At 58.0% G+C, this 16552-nt stretch carries 14 protein-coding genes; 8 read left to right on the top strand and 6 right to left on the bottom strand.

Annotation, left to right across the window (positions count from 1 at the left end; genetic code table 11):
- Window positions 1-12: 12 nt before the first annotated feature.
- Window positions 13-1080: a patatin-like phospholipase family protein gene (locus ACFOOP_RS15135; RefSeq protein WP_379881960.1), complete on the bottom strand. Its 1068-nt coding sequence runs from the start codon at window positions 1078-1080 to the stop codon at window positions 13-15.
- A complete protein-coding gene (locus ACFOOP_RS15130; RefSeq protein ID WP_379881959.1) occupies window positions 1080-1862 on the bottom strand; it encodes a 3-hydroxybutyrate dehydrogenase in 783 nt (260 codons plus the stop codon). Before ACFOOP_RS15130 ends, ACFOOP_RS15135 begins: the two co-directional genes overlap by 1 nt.
- 150 nt (window positions 1863-2012) lie before the next feature.
- Between ACFOOP_RS15130 and ACFOOP_RS15125 the strand changes: the two genes are divergently transcribed.
- The 4 genes from ACFOOP_RS15125 to dnaE all read left to right on the top strand — a co-directional run bounded on the left by ACFOOP_RS15125 (window position 2013) and on the right by dnaE (window position 8289).
- Window positions 2013-2549, top strand: a complete 537-nt coding sequence (locus ACFOOP_RS15125; protein ID WP_379881958.1) for a tetratricopeptide repeat protein — start codon at window positions 2013-2015, stop codon at window positions 2547-2549.
- Window positions 2546-3757 (top strand): threonine synthase, encoded by a 1212-nt coding sequence (locus ACFOOP_RS15120; protein WP_379881957.1) that lies wholly within the window; start codon window positions 2546-2548, stop codon window positions 3755-3757. The genes ACFOOP_RS15125 and ACFOOP_RS15120 overlap by 4 nt, the downstream gene beginning before the upstream one ends.
- 152 nt (window positions 3758-3909) lie before the next feature.
- Window positions 3910-4572: a CatB-related O-acetyltransferase gene (locus ACFOOP_RS15115; protein WP_379881956.1), complete on the top strand. Its 663-nt coding sequence runs from the start codon at window positions 3910-3912 to the stop codon at window positions 4570-4572.
- Between the two features lie 270 nt (window positions 4573-4842).
- Window positions 4843-8289 (top strand): DNA polymerase III subunit alpha, encoded by a 3447-nt coding sequence (gene dnaE, locus ACFOOP_RS15110; RefSeq protein ID WP_379881955.1) that lies wholly within the window; start codon window positions 4843-4845, stop codon window positions 8287-8289.
- On the opposite strand, the gene galU is transcribed toward dnaE, so the two are convergent.
- Window positions 8286-9155: a UTP--glucose-1-phosphate uridylyltransferase GalU gene (gene galU, locus ACFOOP_RS15105; protein ID WP_379881954.1), complete on the bottom strand. Its 870-nt coding sequence runs from the start codon at window positions 9153-9155 to the stop codon at window positions 8286-8288. The genes dnaE and galU overlap by 4 nt on opposite strands.
- A gap of 260 nt (window positions 9156-9415) precedes the next feature.
- Between galU and ACFOOP_RS15100 the strand changes: the two genes are divergently transcribed.
- On the top strand, window positions 9416-10240 hold the full coding sequence (locus ACFOOP_RS15100; protein WP_379881953.1) for a DUF502 domain-containing protein: 825 nt from the start codon (window positions 9416-9418) through the stop codon (window positions 10238-10240).
- On the opposite strand, the gene recG is transcribed toward ACFOOP_RS15100, so the two are convergent.
- Window positions 10237-12321 carry an ATP-dependent DNA helicase RecG gene (gene recG, locus ACFOOP_RS15095; protein ID WP_379881952.1) on the bottom strand — a complete coding sequence of 695 codons (2085 nt, stop codon included), beginning with the start codon at window positions 12319-12321 and terminating at the stop codon, window positions 10237-10239. The two genes, ACFOOP_RS15100 and recG, sit on opposite strands and share 4 nt — an antisense overlap.
- Window positions 12322-12411: 90 nt before the next feature.
- On the opposite strand from recG, the gene ACFOOP_RS15090 reads away from it, so the two are divergent.
- Together ACFOOP_RS15090 and ACFOOP_RS15085 are read left to right on the top strand one after the other, a co-directional pair.
- Window positions 12412-12804: a hypothetical protein gene (locus ACFOOP_RS15090; protein ID WP_379881951.1), complete on the top strand. Its 393-nt coding sequence runs from the start codon at window positions 12412-12414 to the stop codon at window positions 12802-12804.
- The gene (locus ACFOOP_RS15085; RefSeq protein ID WP_379881950.1) at window positions 12797-13576 is read left to right on the top strand and encodes an NUDIX hydrolase; all 780 of its coding nucleotides are present in this window, start codon (window positions 12797-12799) and stop codon (window positions 13574-13576) included. The genes ACFOOP_RS15090 and ACFOOP_RS15085 overlap by 8 nt, the downstream gene beginning before the upstream one ends.
- Before the next feature lie 18 nt (window positions 13577-13594).
- On the opposite strand, the gene ACFOOP_RS15080 is transcribed toward ACFOOP_RS15085, so the two are convergent.
- Together ACFOOP_RS15080 and ACFOOP_RS15075 are read right to left on the bottom strand one after the other, a co-directional pair.
- Window positions 13595-14200: a CPBP family intramembrane glutamic endopeptidase gene (locus tag ACFOOP_RS15080; protein ID WP_379881949.1), complete on the bottom strand. Its 606-nt coding sequence runs from the start codon at window positions 14198-14200 to the stop codon at window positions 13595-13597.
- Between the two features lies 1 nt (window position 14201).
- Entirely contained in the window at window positions 14202-15662 is a 1461-nt protein-coding gene (locus tag ACFOOP_RS15075; protein ID WP_379881948.1) for a helicase HerA-like domain-containing protein, read from the bottom strand.
- 271 nt (window positions 15663-15933) lie between these two features.
- Between ACFOOP_RS15075 and ACFOOP_RS15070 the strand changes: the two genes are divergently transcribed.
- Window positions 15934-16404, top strand: a complete 471-nt coding sequence (locus ACFOOP_RS15070) for a hypothetical protein (RefSeq protein ID WP_379881946.1) — start codon at window positions 15934-15936, stop codon at window positions 16402-16404.
- Window positions 16405-16552: the final 148 nt, after the last annotated feature.

Genomic DNA, 16552 nt, shown 5'->3' with positions numbered 1-16552 from the left:
GGAACTTTTTCGTTAGACGGCGGATTTTTCATTCGTGTTGGGGCGTTCACCCGTCGAGAACATTTCCGCCAGATTGACCGAGGATTTATTGCCCAGATAGTCGAAATTTTCCGCCAGCCATGCATCAGCGATCTGGCGCCCTTTTTCTTTCAGCTCAGAGAGAAAGCTCCAGTCCGTGCGGAACTTGCTGGACACGTCAAAGTCTTCAAGGGCGCGGTCGGAGCGGATCGAATGAATGCGGATATTGCGCAACCGGTCGCGATATTCGTCCTTGATCCAGCCGTCATCGAGAAGTTTATGCACGAAATTGATCGCGCGTAATTCGCGTAACAGCGAAGAGTTGAAGCTTATCTCGTTCACTCTGTTCATAATCTCAGCCGCGGTCATGGGGACTTCGTCGCGTTCAATAGGATTCACATGCACGATAACAACGTCAGACGTGACCGCCTCATAGAAAAACGGAAACAGGACGGGGTTTCCCATATAGCCGCCATCCCAGTAATCTTCTCCGTCAATCTCAACGGCCTTGTAAATGAAGGGAAGGCAGGCCGAGGCGCACACGACGTCGGTCGACATGTCTTTTGTCTCGAAAACATGAACTTTTCCGGAGCGAACATTGGTGGCGGCGATAAACAACTTCGTCGCCTTGCAAGTTTTAAGACTGTCAAAGTCGATGCAGCTATCGAGGATGCGCCTCAGGGGATTCACATCAAACGGATTGAACTGGTAGGGCGAAAAGGTGCGGGTCACCGCGTCAAAGAACTGATAGGTGAGGGCGCTGGCGAAACTGGCCGCGCCGGTCGGCAAGGGGAGCGGTCCCGACGTCATCGGACTGTAGACTTCCCCTGCGGCGCTAATGCGTTTCCATAGCAGATCAAGCGTATCGCGCGCGCCTTTTGCGCCATTCTTGTGCAGGCCATAGGCGACAGCGGCGGCGTTCACCGCGCCGGCGCTTGATCCCGAAATTGCATCAATGGTGATGCGATCGTCTTCAAGCAGGCGATCGGCGACGCCCCAGGTGACGGCGCCATGTGCGCCGCCGCCCTGAAAGGCGAGGTTGATGCCTTTTTTCGCTGTCATTAATGGGCGACCCAGCCGCCGTCGATCTGTTGTGTGGCGCCGGTGATCTGCGCCGCGTTGTCAGAACACAGGAACACGGCAAGCGCGCCGATCTGTTCGACAGTGACAAATTGTTTAGTCGGCTGAGCGTCGAGAATGACTTTCTGCACGACTTCTTCCTCGGTCATGCCGCGCGCTTTCGCCGTATCGGGAATTTGTTTTTCAACGAGTGGGGTTTTCACATAGCCAGGACAGATCGCGTTGCAGGTGACGCCATGTTCGGCGCCTTCCAGCGCGATGGTTTTTGTAAAGCCGACAATGCCGTGTTTTGCGGCCACATAAGCCGATTTGAAAGGCGAGGCGACTAGCCCATGGGCGGAGGCGATATTGATGATGCGACCGAACTTTCGCTCTTTCATGCCGGCGAAGACGGCTTTTGTCGTGTGAAACGCGGAAGACAGGTTGATCGCGATGATCGCGTCCCATTTTGCTTCGGGGAAATCCTCCAGCGGCGAGACATGCTGGATGCCGGCATTGTTCACAAGAACATCAACTTGCCCGAAGGCTGTCTCCGCCTCAGCCATCAGGGCGTGGATTTCCTCCGGCTTGGTCATATCCGCGCCGTTATAGAGAACCTTGACGCCATATCGGTCTTCAAGTCCGGCGCGGACCCCCTCGATCTCGCCGGCGTCGCCAAATCCGTTGAGCATGATATTCCAGCCCTCGGCGGCGAACGCGGTCGCGACGCCAAGTCCGATGCCGGAGGTGGAGCCAGTAATGACGGCGTTTAGCGGTGAAGTCATGGTATTGCTCCTTTAGCTTGCCTTGATCTCTTGGACGCCATACATGCTGCATCGCACAAGGGTCTTCAAGGCCCCCGGAACCAAGCTTTTTCTTCTTATCCCCGCCGAGTGCGGTTACACTCTAGATGTGTGCAAATAGGAGCCGTTCCCATGAAAATCACCACTGGTCTTGTTTGCGTATTGTTCACTCTCTCGACATCGGCCATGGCCCAGATGTCGGTCACAACCATCGGCGCCACTGACGCTCTGGCTTGTTATGAAAACGCCCGAAACGAATTTTCCGGCGATACAGGGCCTTGCGACAAGGCGCTTGTCGATAACGCCATGTCACGCGGCGACCGCAAGAAAACGTTCGTTAACCGCGGCATCATCTTAAATCGCGAAGGCGAAGTTAGCGCCGCGATCAGTGACTTCAACAATGCTCTCGATATAGATGGCGGCCTCGGCGAGGCGTATCTCAATCGCGGCAACAGCTATTACCTGATGCGTCAATATGACGATGCGCTGACCGATTATCGCCAGTCGCTCGACTTTGAACTCTCAAAGCCGTGGGCTGCATGGTACAATATTGGCCTTGCTTATGACGCGCAAAAGATGTCTGAAAAGGCCAAAGAAGCATACCAGACGGCGCTTGATCTCAATCCGAATTTCTCTCAAGCGCGAGACAAGGTGGAAGGCCGAAATTGAGTTTTGTAACCCATCTTGAATGTTCCTATACGGGCGAACGCTATGAGGCGGGGCGCGTCCACGGCCTGTCGGCGGCGGGAAAGCCCCTGCTCGTGCGTTATGATCTCGGTTCTTTATCGAAGATGATCACTAAGGATGCCCTTGCGCAGCGTACGGATGGTTTCTGGCGCTATCGCGAATTCCTGCCGGTCGTGAAGCCGGAGAACCGCATTACGTTAGGCGAAGTGGTGACGCCGCTAATCCGCCTCAACCATGCGGAAAAAGCGGCGGGCGTCACCGGCGAGATTATCGTGAAGGACGAGGGCCGCCTTCCGACGGGCTCGTTCAAGGCGCGCGGGCTCGCGCTCGCGGTTTCCATGGCCAAAGAGCTGGGGCTTGGTCATCTCGCCATGCCGACAAATGGAAACGCCGGCGCCGCCATGGCCGCCTACGCCTCTGCGGCGGGCATGAAGACGACGATTTTCTGTCCTGATGACACGCCGCAGGTCAATGTGGAGGAGATCGCGTTACAGGGCGGGGATGTGTATCGCGTCAACGGCCTCATCAATGATTGCGGCAAGATTGTCGGCGAGGGCAAAGAGAAAGCCGGCTGGTTCGATGTTTCGACGCTGAAGGAGCCTTATCGAATCGAAGGCAAAAAGACGATGGGCCTCGAACTCGCCGAACAGCTGGGATGGGAGTTGCCTGATGCGATCTTTTATCCCACCGGCGGCGGGACTGGCCTCATCGGCATGTGGAAGGCTTTTGAAGAGCTGGAAGCGATCGGCTGGATCGGATCGAAACGGCCGAAAATGATCGCGGTTCAGGCCGCCGGTTGCGCACCGATCGTGAAGGCGTGGGAGGAGGACGCGGAGCATGCGCCTCTTTGGGAGAATGCGTGGACCGCAGCGGCGGGCATTCGCGTTCCCATTGCTGTGGGCGATTTCCTGATCCTGCGCGCTGTGCGCGAGTCAAATGGCTTTGCGATTGCGATCGAAGAAAATGAAATCTTCGAAGCGCGCGACGCCATTGCGCGCGATGAAGGATTGTTGCTGTGTCCCGAAGGCGCCGCCACTTATGCAGCCTACAGACAATCGCTGAAGGATGGCCGCGTTTCGAAATCCGACCGCGTTATCCTGTTCAATTGCGCCACTGGCCTCAAATATCCTCTGGAAGGGAAAACCGGTTTTATTGACCGCACGAAAGCAATCGATTATACGCGATTTTAGCTCGGTAAAGACTTTGTCTTGCCGACTGCGCCAGAGACGCCAAATAACAGAAGGATCATCAGAACAGTGAACAACTAGGCCGGAACATCAGAAACGCCGCCGCATCGCTTTTTGAAAGGCGTGCTTGCGTATTTTTTCCGACTGGAGTTGTTATGTCTGACCTTCACAAAGAGGCCCAGCACGGGCCTGACCCTCAAGAAATTCATCCCATGGACGGCTACGCCCAAGTCGGCTTTCTAAAGCCGCTCATAGACCGCCCGAATGTCGAGATTGGCGACTACACCTATTACGACGATCCCGTGCACGGGCCTGAACAGTTCTATGAACGCTGCGTGCGCTATCATTTCGAGCATCTCGGCGACCGGCTGATCGTTGGCCGGTTCTGCGCGATTGCAGTCGGTGTTGAATTCATCATGGGTGGCGGCAACCACCGGATGGATGGGCTCTCTACCTATCCCTTCGCGATCTTTGGCAAGGGCTGGGAAGACCCCGGCTATGACTGGTCGCAAGGCGCGCGGGGCGACACCGTGATCGGCAACGACGTCTGGATCGGCACGGATGCGGTGATTATGCCCGGTGTCACGATTGGCGACGGTGCGATTATCGGCTCCAAAGCTGTCGTCGCCTCCGACGTACCGGCCTATGGCATTGCGGTCGGCAACCCGGCGAAGACCATTCGCCAGCGCTTTGACGATGAGACCATCGCTCGGCTCCTCGCTATTGCCTGGTGGAATTGGCCGGCGGCGAAGATCACCGCCAGCCTTGACGCCATCCGGGGCGCGGATGTCGACGCCTTGGAGCGTGCAAGCAACTGAAAATTCAGAATGAATTTTTGATTTCAGCCGGCGGGGAAATTTTCCCGCCGGTTTTTACTGGACACGAGAACAAAACAGGAATAAAGAACAAAGGACGAACTCTTGAAGCAAACAGGACCAGGAGCGTCTTATGGAAAACGAAAGCTTGCGTGACGTCATCGGACTCGGCGTACTCATCATGGTTATAGGCGCGGCCCAGTTCTGGAGCGTCTTGCTCGGGGCGTAATCCGCGTTCCTTTCACATTGTGTCAGACGAACGCGGGGGCCGCCATGACGGCGCAATTCATCCATCTGCATCTGCACTCGGCTTACTCCCTCGCGGAGGGGGCGATCCCAATCAATCGGGTGAAAGAGCTCTGCCTCGAAACTGGGATGCCCGCCGTCGCGGTTACGGACACAAATAACTTGTTCGGCGCGCTTGAGGCTTCGGTGACCCTCGCCGGGGCCGGCATTCAGCCGATTGTCGGCATCCAGCAGGCTTTTGACGGCGCTGATTTCGAGCTTCAGACCCCGCGCGGCGGCCGCCAGCCCTCACTTGTTCTCCTCGCCCAGACCGAGGCGGGCTATCAAAACCTCCTGAAAATCACCAGTGAGGCGTTCCTCAATTCCCGCTCTGATGAAGGTCCCTGCGCCGGTCTGGATTTTCTGAAAACCCATGCCGGTGACATGATCTGCCTCACCGGGGGCTATGACGGACCCATCGACCGGCTCCTGCGCGAGGATCGCAAAGACGAGGCGCGTGCGGCGCTCGAAAAACTGATGCGGCTGTTTCCGGCCCGGCTCTATGTGGAGGTTCAGCGCCACGCCGCCCGTGACGAAGAAAGCATCGAAGAGGCGCTGATCGATCTCGCCTATGATCTGGATCTGCCGCTGGTCGCCACGAATGAGCCGTTCTTTCCGGCCCCGGACGATCATGAGGCTCATGACGCGCTGATGTGCGTCGCCGAAGGCGCCTATGTCCATCAGGACGACAGGCGAAAGGTGACGCCTGACCATTATTTCAAATCGGCTGAGGAGATGGCGGCGCTGTTCGCCGATCTGCCCGAGGCGATTGAGAACACGATAGAGGTGGCGCAACGCTGCGCCTATCGTCCCCGGTTCCGTGATCCGATCCTCCCGCGTTTTGCGGGGGAGGGAGAGGAGGCGGCCGCCGCCGAAGCGATGGAGCTTGAGCGGCAGGCGCGTGAAGGCCTCAAGGCGCGCCTGCGCGTCATTGAGCCTGCCGCCGAAGAAAGCGAGTATTGGGACCGGCTCAAGGTTGAACTTGATATCATCAACCGCATGGGTTTTCCGGGCTACTTCCTGATCGTTTCCGACTTCATTAAATGGGCCAAGCGCGAGGATGTTCCCGTCGGGCCGGGCCGGGGGTCGGGCGCGGGGTCGCTTGTCGCCTGGTCGCTTACGATCACCGATCTCGATCCGTTGCGGTTCGGGCTTCTGTTCGAGCGCTTCCTCAATCCCGAACGCGTCTCCATGCCGGATTTCGATATCGATTTCTGTCAGGACCGGCGCGACGAGGTGATCCGTTACGTCCAGGAAAAATACGGCCGCGATCGTGTCGCTCAAATCATCACTTTCGGAAAGCTGCAGGCGCGGGCCGTGCTGCGTGATGTGGGACGCGTCCTCAATATGCCCTTCGGCCAGGTAGACCGCATCTGTAAGCTGGTGCCAAACAATCCTGCCAACCCGGTGACCCTTGCCGAAGCGCTGGAGACCGAACCGCGTCTCAAGGAACAGCGTGACGAAGATGAAGGCGTCGCCGCCCTCATCGAAAAGGCGCTGAAGCTCGAAGGGCTTTACCGCCACGCCTCAACACATGCCGCCGGAGTGGTCATCGGCGATCGCCCCCTGGATGAACTTGTCCCGCTCTATCGCGATCCGCGCTCTGACATGCCTGCGACCCAATTCAATATGAAATGGGTGGAGCCTGCGGGGCTCGTCAAATTCGATTTTCTCGGCCTTAAAACGCTAACTGTTATAGCTCGCGCCGTCGGTTATGCGGCGGAGCGCGGCGTCGAGCTTAAAATGGACGAGATCCCCCTCGACGACAAACCCACCTTCGAGATGCTTGGCGAAGGCGCGGCGACCGGTGTGTTCCAGCTGGAAAGCACCGGAATGCGCTCCACCCTGCGCGCCATGAAGCCCGATACTCTTGAAGACATTATCGCGCTTGTCTCGCTCTATCGTCCGGGGCCGATGGAGAACATCCCGACCTATATCGAACGCAAACAGGGCCTTCAGGAACCGGACTATCTCCATCCCCTGCTCGAAGGCGTGCTTAAAGAAACCTACGGCGTCATCATCTATCAGGAACAGGTGATGCAGATCGCGCAGATCCTTTCCGGCTACTCTCTGGGGGAGGCCGACCTTCTGCGCCGCGCCATGGGCAAGAAGAAAAAGGAGGAGATGGATCTCCAGCGCGTCCGGTTCATTGACGGCGCCAAGGAAAAGAATGTGGACCCGGCGAAAGCCTCCTCCATCTTCGATCTCGTTCAGAAATTCGCCGGTTATGGTTTCAACAAATCCCATGCCGCCGCTTACGCCTATATCGCCTATCAGACCGCATGGTTGAAGGCGAACTATCCGGCGGAGCTCCTCGCTGCGTCGATGTCGCTTGACCGCGCTAACACCGACAAGCTTGCCATCTTCCTGAAAGAAGCGCGCCGGACCGAGGTTGAGGTTCGCCCGCCCCATATCAATCATTCCGAAGCGGATTTTTCCGTGAAAGATGGCGCGATAGTTTATGCGCTCTCGGCCGTGAAAAATGTAGGTGAAGGCGCCATGGCGCATATCGCCGCCGAGCGTTCGAAAAATGGCCGGTTCAAGGATCTTATCGACTTCGCAGAACGGGTGGATTTGAAACTCATTGGCAAGCGGTCGCTTGAAAATCTCGCCCGCGCCGGCGCCCTTGATGATCTTTGCGCGTCGCGCGCGCAGGCTTTCGCCTCGGCGGAGCTTCTTATTCGAACCTCAGCTGCCCATCATGAAGAACAAAAAAGCGATCAGGGCGGTCTCTTCGCTCTTGATGACGCGCCGGCGCTCGCCAAACCGAGGCTGCCCACCGCTGAAGAATGGACGCCGCAGGTTCGCCTTGACGAAGAGCGCGCCGCTGTCGGCTTCTATTTCAGCGGCCATCCTCTCGACGACTATGAAAAGGAACTCAAGCGCCTCAATGTCGTCACTTACGCGGATGCGCAGATCCGTGCGAAAAGCGGGCGCGCCGCCCTGCAAATGGCGGGGGTCATTCGCACGGTCAGAATGCGCCGGTCAAAAAGCGGCAAGCCATTCGCCTGGGTCGAGCTGTCCGATCAAAGCGGTGAATTTGAAATCACGGTTTTTTCTGAAACGCTCAACACGTCGCGCGATCTTATGGAGTCCGGCTCGCTCGTTCTTGTCGGTGTCACGGTGGAAGAACGCGATGGCGATGTGCGCTTCACCTGCGAGACCATGCGCAAGCTCGACGAAGCCGCCGCCGCGACCGTTTCTCAATTACGGGTCTCAGTGACGTCGCCTGACGCGCTTGACGGATTGAAACGCCGGCTTGCGTCGGTGCGTCCAGCGAGCCCGCGCGAAAGCGGGTCCGTTGTCGTCGTTATGCGCCTTCCGGAAACCGGACGCGAGGTTGATCTCGCTTTGCCGGGCGTCGCCGCCTGCACCCCAGCCATGCGCGGCGCCTTGCGCAGCATCAATGGCGTCGCCGATGTCGAGCTGATCTAGAGAGACTCTTTCAGGAAAGTGCGAAAAGCCTCTGAAAATTCAGGGCGTTTCAGACCCAGCGTCACATTCGCCTTGAGCCAGCTCAGCTTGTCGCCGCAATCATGGCTTTGGCCTTCATATTTATAGGCGAAAAACGACTGCGCCTTCATCAGAGCATCCATGGCGTCCGTTAGCTGGATTTCTCCGCCTGCGCCGCGCGGGGTTGTTTCAAGCAGCTGGAAAATCTCGGGCTGTAGGATGTAGCGCCCAGTGATGGCGAGGTTGGATGGCGCAACTGCCGGGTCGGGCTTTTCGACCATACCGGACATTTCAAACAGCCGTCCGCCGCGGTCGCCTTTCGGCGCGACAACGCCATACTTGTTGGTCTCTTCCTTCGCGACTTGTTCAACAGCGATGATATTGCCGCCGGTTTTTTCATATTCCTTCATCATCTGGGCGAGACAGCCCGGCGCCCCGTCGATAACGACATCGGGAAGGGAAACTGCAAAAGGCTCATCGCCGATGATGTCGCGCGCACACCAGACCGCATGGCCTAGCCCCAGCGGCGCCTGCTGGCGGGTGTAGGAAAGCGCGCCGGCTTTCGGAATGACGCCAACAACGCTATCCAGAATTTCAGTTTTCTTCTTGGCCGTGAGGCTGGCTTCCAATTCGAAAGCATGATCGAAATAATCTTCGATGGCGCCTTTGCCGCGCCCGGTGACGAGCACTACATGCTCCATCCCCGCCTCGAAAGCTTCATTGACCACATAGTCGATCAGCGGCCGGTCCACCAGCGGCAGGAGTTCTTTCGGCGTCGACTTGGTGGCGGGCAGAACACGGGTGCCGTGACCGGCGACGGGAATGACGACTTTGCGAACAGGCTTCATGAGAGGGTCCGTTATCTCGGTGTTAACACTTTCCGGCGGCCATCAAGACTTTGATAGCGGTTCGATCTTATCATTGCCCAGACAGTGAAGATCAACCGGTCGCTATGCAGGAAAGCCGAACCGCATTGTCTACGCCCGGCTTTAAAGACGTTTTGCGGCGCCTTGAAACTGTCATGGTCGCAGGCTGTTCTTGCGTAGCGGCGGAACGCTGCGCATATGATTGAGGCGAAGGGCGCGTCCCACGGGTTAGAGAAGCAGACATGAACGACGAAAGTGAAGAAAAAACAAGGCGTTCCGGTGATTCTCGTTCGCCTTTGGGGAATGATGGGCCGCTAATTCAGCCGAAAAAACAGAGCGTTTTTTCCAGCCTATGGTCGAGTTTTCTGGCTGGGGTCGTCGTGGTGGCCCCGATCGGCATCACGATCTGGCTGTTTTATCTTCTGATCACCGGGCCGATGGCGAAGCTCGATTCCTTCGTCAAACAGACGCTGCCGGTAAGCGAAAGCATGCGCGAGCAGGTGCTTCAGGTGCTCCCTGGCGTCGGTGTGCTGGTCGCTATCATCGTTTTGATTCTGCTTGGCGCCTTTGCGAAGAATTTCATTGGCCGGTCTTTCATTCGCGCGGGCGAGCGCCTGTTCGAATCCGTTCCGGTCGTGCGCAATGTTTTCGGGTTTTTCAAAAATGTGTTCGAAACGGCGCTGCGCCAGTCGGACCGCTCTTTCAAGGAAGTGGCGCTCGTTGAATATCCGCGCAAAGACGCCTGGGTGATGGCGTTTGTGGTTGGCGAGACAAAGGGCGAAGTGCGTGCGCGGCTCGATGATATGGGTGAGCATCTGACGTCGATTTTTATTCCGACGGTGCCGAACCCGACATCCGGTTTTCTGCTTTTTGTACCGCGCAAGGATTTGCGCATTCTCAAAATGACGGTTGAGGAAGCGGCGAAAGTTGTCTTCTCTTTGGGGTTGGTCACGCCTGAATATGCGGACGGTGCGGAAGCTGCACGCAGGCTCGAAGCGCTCGCCGCCGAAGCCAGTGAAGAAAAAGGCCCGCTGCGTAAACGGCTTTTCGGCTCTAAAAAGACCTAACCGGCGCTGAGCAGTTTCACTGCGTCATCGCGGCTGAAGAGATAGAGCAGGGTGCGCAGCGCTTCGCCCCGCGGCGTTCTGAGCTCGGGGTCGCGGTCAATGATCATTGTTGCGTCGTCCCGGGCGGCTGCGAGTAGTTCGCCATGAACGGCGATGTCAGCAAGGCGAAAGCGCGGAAAACCGGACTGGGCCGCACCAAGAAAATCACCCGCGCCGCGCAGGCGCAAATCCTCTTCCGCGATCACGAATCCATCCTCTGTGTCGCGCAACACTTTCAGGCGCGCTTTCGCCGTTTCGCCTAGCGGCGGTTTGTAGAGCAGGATGCAGCTTGATTGCTTGTCGCCGCGTCCGACCCGCCCGCGCAGCTGGTGAAGTTGCGCCAGGCCGAAACGTTCGGCGTGTTCGATAATCATGATCGTGGCGTTGGGCGCGTTGACGCCAACCTCGATCACGGTTGTTGCAATCAAGACTGACAAGTCGCCGCGATAGAATTTTTCCATCACGGCATCTTTATCCGGTCCCGACATGCGCCCGTGAACTAGCCCGACGCGATCGCCGAGCACCGCTTTCAGGCTCTCAAAACGCTCTTCGGCGGCGGTGAGGTCGATGATGTCGGATTCCTCGACCAGCGGGCAGACCCAATAAGCCTGATTGCCTTCAGCGGCGGCGCGCTTCACAGCCGCGATCATTTCGTCAAGCCGGTTCATGGGAATGGCGCGGGTATCAACCGGTTTACGGCCCGGCGGTTTTTCCGTGATGCGGCTGTGCTCCATATCGCCATAGGCGGTGAGCGCCAGGGTGCGGGGAATCGGCGTCGCCGTCATGACGAGAAGGTCAGGCTTGGGGCCTTTCTGGGTGAGGGCGATGCGCTGGCGCACACCAAAGCGATGCTGTTCATCAATTACGGCGAGCGCCAGATCTTTGAATGCAACGCCTTCCTGAAACAGGGCATGGGTTCCCATCATGATGTCGATTTCACCGTTTTTCAGGCGGGTGAGTTTTTCGGTTCGCGCCGCGCCCTTGTCGCGTCCGGTGAGGATATCCATTCGAACGCCTGTCGCCGCGGCAAGTTCGCTGAGAGATTCCATATGCTGGCGCGCGAGAATTTCCGTCGGGGCCATTAACGCTGCCTGGGCGCCCGCCTCTATGGCGCCCAGCATGGCGAAAAAGGCGACGATGGTTTTGCCGGAGCCCACATCGCCCTGAAGCAGCCGCACCATGCGTTCGTTGGAGCGCATGTCGGCGAAGATTTCTTTCAGGGCCTCCGTCTGTGCGCCGGTAAGGGAAAACGGCAGCGCCTTTTTTGCAATGGCGATGAGTTTGCCGTCGCCTTTGATGGCGCGACCCTTGGTTTTCACGCGCGCCTTGCGAATGAGCGCAAGCGCAAGTTGGTTGGCGAGCAGTTCATCATAGGCGAGGCGTTGCCTCGCCGGCGACAGCAGCGACAATTCTTCCTGCGCCGAGGGCGCATGAACCGTCTCAATTGCGTCTTTCCAGTTTTTCCAGTGATGTTTTGCAAACCAGTTCGGCTCCTGCCATTCGTCAAGGGCTGGCGCCCGCGCGACCGCCTGCGCAGCCGCTTTGCGCATAACCGCTGCTGATAATCCGGCGGTGAGCGGATAGACCGCTTCGTGAAGCGGCATGTCGCCCGGCTTTTCCGGGTCGGCGATATAGTCAGGATGCGTCATCTGACGTGCGCCGTTGAAATCCTCCACCTTGCCGGAAACGAGACGGCGGGCGCCCTCCGGCAATTGCTTGATGAGATAATCCGCGCGCGCGTGAAAAAAGACGAGGGTCAAAAATCCGGTCTCGTCGGAACAGATAATTTTATAAGGAAGGCGCCGGCCCTTGGGCGGCGCTTCATGACGGTCAACCGTGATCTCGAGAGTGACAATGCGCCCTTCGGGCGCGTCGGCGACCTTTGGCTGGAAGGTCCGATCAACAAGGCCTGTGGGCGGCGTCAGCAGAAGGTCGACGATGCGCGGCCCGGCGGCGCGGGTGATCAGCGCGGCGATTTTCGGGCCGACGCCGGTCAAGACGGTGATATCCGCAAACAGGGGATTGAGAATGGCGGGTCTCATGAAGACTGAATAGCGCTGTTTTCAGGTGTTTTCCATTTGGGGTTTTCCATTTCGCGGAGCGGGGTAAAAGGCGAAGGAAAGGGTTTATCCATGCTGAGATCGCTCGCCGCTGTCATAGTCGCTGTTATCGCCGGGCTTACGGCCGCGAAAATGGTGGAGGGCGGCGTGGCGGGGCTGCTGGGCGCCTCGCCGGGGGCGGCCCCTTATGGCGTCTCGCTTCTGGCCGGCTGGTTTGCCGGCGCACTCGTCGCGGGGGTGCTGGCGCTTGTGATCGGCAAGCGATGGGCCCCGCTGGGCATGCTTGGCGCCGCCGCGATTTTCCTCGCCGCTATCATCACGCTGGCCTCCTACCCGTTGCCATGGCTGTTATGGCCCGGCGCCGTGGCGGCGACAGGTCTTGGCGGATATGCGGCGATACGCGCAACAGGCGCCAGAAAAGAATATCCCGCAATCACCCGCAAGAGCGGCCTGTTCGATGAGTGACGCGATCCCTGCCGCGACAATAATTTTACTGCGCGATGCGCCGCGCTTTGAAACGCTCATGGTGGTGCGCCACACGAATATCGCTTTTGCCGGCGGCGCTATGGTGTTTCCGGGCGGGCGCATTGATGCCGGCGATCACGCGCCGCAATGGGAAGATCACTGCGATGGCAGCGGCGATATTTTACAAGAACAACTGGCGCCGAGGATAGCCGCTATTCGCGAGGCGTTTGAGGAAACCGGTTTGCTGCTGGCGCGGCGCGGCGGCGCCATGATCAGCGCCGATGAGGCTTTAAAACTCGCCTCCTGGCGTCCGCGCGTTGAAAATGACGATGCGCTGTTTCTCGAAATGGCGGCGGGTGAGGGACTTCGTCTCGCCCTTGATGCGCTGCATTTCTTCGCGCGCTGGCGCCCGCCTGCCGGCGTCGGTCATAGGCGCTATGATACATGGTTTTTCGCAGCCCGGGCGCCAGCCTCGCAAATTGCAGAGCCCGATGGCGGCGAAGCGACCGAAGTGGTCTGGGCGCCGCCGGGCGCCATGCTCGCCGAGCGTGATGCGGGAAGACGGAAAATGATTTTTCCGACCTCGCGCAATGTGGAGCTGTTGAATGTGAGCGCCTCAACGGCGGACGTGTTTCAGTTTGCGTCTGAACGCAGCATTCGTCTGGTGGAGCCGCGCATCATCGAACGGGACGGCACGGCCTTTCTCACCATTCCCGATGATATGGGCTATCCAGTGACGGAAGAACCGATTGAATTGGCAATGCGCAGTTAGCGCGTATCCATGAATGTGTCAGGCTTCATCGCCGGTTTCGAGATTGTAGTGGGAGACGGCCCTGCGCGTATATTCCAGCGCGACAGCGTCATAAAGCGCATGGGCCGCAATAGGCGCCAGAAGATTATCGGTCAGCATATAAAGGACGCCGAGATACATGCCCACAAGTCCGGCGATGACGGCGTAAAGCGCAGTGCGCATATGCATCATGCCGAACAAGGCGTTTGTCACAATGATGACGAGCAATTCTGGCGCGAAGGCCGCGCCCCATGTCTGCAAAACGCCGCGAAATAAAAGTTCCTCTGAAATTCCGGCGGCAATCGCCATCAGCGCAATGCGGCGAGGGGTGAATGTAAAACCGACTTCGGAAAAGAACTTGATCTGAGACCGCCGGAAAGCGGCGAAATGTTCAAGTGTTGTGTTGGAAAACCACCATAAAAAAGCCGCGAGCGGCGTTGTCGCGATAATCCCTATCAGCACCGCATTGATGTCCAAAGTGAGCTGGGGCCCAAGCGGCGTGTTGAAAACAAAGCTTAGACCAATAGCGGCCAGTCCCATCAGCGCCGTGCCGCTGATGATAATCAAAAATGTCCGTTCTTCCGACTGCGGCGTTTCATCCGCCATGTCAGCGCCGTTTCAGGCTGCCGAGCACGCCGCGCACCAGCTCCCTCGCCAATGTGCGCGCCGCGGTTTTGAAGGCGGCCTCACTCACCGTTTGACGATTGGAGCGCCGCCGGGTCGTCTTTGGTTTGGAGGTCTTTTTCTTCGCTTCTTTCTCACGCGCCTTTTCTTCCTCTTCGGCGCGTTTCCCCGCGCGTTCTTTCAGGATTTCATAGGCGGATTCACGATCGACCATCTCGTCATATTTGTCGGCCATGTCCGAATAGCGCAGAACAGTTTTTCGCTCTGCGTCGGTGAGCGGCCCCATGCGCGAGCAAGGAGGGCGGATCAGCGTGCGCTGCACCACGCCCGGCGCGCCTTTGCTTTCAAGCGTTGAAACAAGCGCCTCGCCGATGCCGAGCTGGGTTATGACGTCGAGCGTATCGAAAGCCGGATTGGGCCGGAACGTGTCGGCGGCGGCTTTGACGACGCGTTGTTCGCGGGGCGTGTAAGCGCGCAGCGCATGCTGCACACGGTTGCCAAGCTGGCTTGAAACGCTGTCCGGCACATCCAGCGGGTTTTGCGTCACGAAAAAGACGCCGACGCCCTTTGACCGGATCAGGCGCACCACCTGTTCCACTTTTTCAAGGAGCGCCTTTGGCGCCTCATCAAAAAGCAGATGCGCCTCGTCAAAGAAGAAAACAAGTTTCGGTTTTTCGGGATCACCAATTTCCGGCAGTTCCTCGAAAAGTTCGGAAAGAAGCCACAGCAAAAACGTTGCGTAAAGTTTCGGCGTTTGCATCAATTTGTCAGCGGCGAGAATGTTGATGATTCCGGCGCCCTCGTTATCGGTGCGCAAAAAATCCATCAGATCGAGCGCTGGTTCGCCAAAAAATTCTTCTGCGCCTTGTTCTTCCAGCGCAAGAAGTCGGCGCTGAATGGCGCCGACCGACGCGCGCGAGACATGACCATATTCCGCGGAAAGCTCTTTTGCGCGCTCAGCCACATCAACGAGCAGCGACCGCAAATCCTTAAGATCAAGCAATAACAGCTTCTCATCATCGGCGAGACGAAAGGCGAGGGTTAAAACCCCTTCCTGTGTTGCGTTGAGATCGAGAAGCCGCGCCAGTAAGAGCGGCCCCATCTCTGACACTGTCGCGCGAATGGGGTGGCCTTGCTTGCCGAACAGATCCCAGAAGCAAACCGGAAAGCCTTTCGGCTCATAAGGATCAAGGCCGATTTTTTCAGCGCGCGCGGTCAGGAAATCCTTCATCTCGACGGGTTCGGCGAGACCGGAAAGGTCGCCTTTCACATCCGCAACGAAGACCGGGACGCCCGCCGCAGACAGCCCCTCCGCGATGATCTGTAAGGAGACTGTTTTGCCGGTCCCGGTCGCGCCGGAAATGAGGCCATGGCGATTGGCGTATTTAAGGGATAGAGCTTCCGGTTTGTCACTCAATCCCAGGAAAACGGTCGTCTCGGTCATTTGGTCTCCTGGCCGGCGGAAAGGCGCGTTAGCGCCTGCAACCCCGCTTTCTATGGGACTGTCAGGCCAGCGCAATGTCCAAGCGCCCGGTTTTATTGTCAAATCCGTAATCTCGGGGGTGGGGCCCGGCATTTACGGCGCTCCCGATTGGGGATAAAATCCTTTTACCGCGTGAAATATGGTCAGTTGGGAAAGACAGGACGGGGCGCGCGGGGGTACATCCCAAGAGTAAAAACATCGGGCGAAGTAACGCACAAGGAAGGGGCTAAACATGCTCAGGATTCTTCTCGTCATCGCGGTTGCGCTGGCGGTTATTATTGGATTGACGCAGCTCATGGGGCGCGACGCTCCGGATGCAATGAATGATGCTGGCGACGCGATCGAGGAAGCGGCTGATGACGCCGCTGACGCCATGGGCGATGCAGCGGATGCTGCTGGCGATATGGCGGGCGACGCTGCGGCGGCGACCGGAGAAGCCATGGAAAACACGGGCGAGGCTATGGGTGAAGCCATGGATGAAGCCGGTGAAATGGCTGACGACGCCATGGAGGCTGCTGATGAAATGGCGGATGACGCTATGGACGCAATGGAAGGCGCCGCTGAGGACGCTGGCGAAATGATGGACGACGCCGGCGACGAAATGGAAGAGATGGCGGATGAAACCGCCGAGGAAATGGACGAGGCGGCTGACGACGTTGAAGAGGCTGCCGAAGAAGCCGCCGAGGAAGAGCCGCAGCAATAAACGTCCATCGCCTGATGTCAGGCGAAGATGTTTCAAAGTGACACGCCAGAGAAGACGCCGCCAGCATAACCTCTATGCTGGCGGCGTTTTTTTACGTTCTGTTAAACATGACGTATAAAATTTTAATCGCGTTGTAGCAATTGCTGCT

Source organism: Hyphococcus aureus (genome assembly GCF_042643165.1).
GTDB lineage: Bacteria > Pseudomonadota > Alphaproteobacteria > Caulobacterales > Parvularculaceae > Hyphococcus > Hyphococcus aureus.
This window is presented reverse-complemented; position numbering and strand designations above follow the sequence as displayed.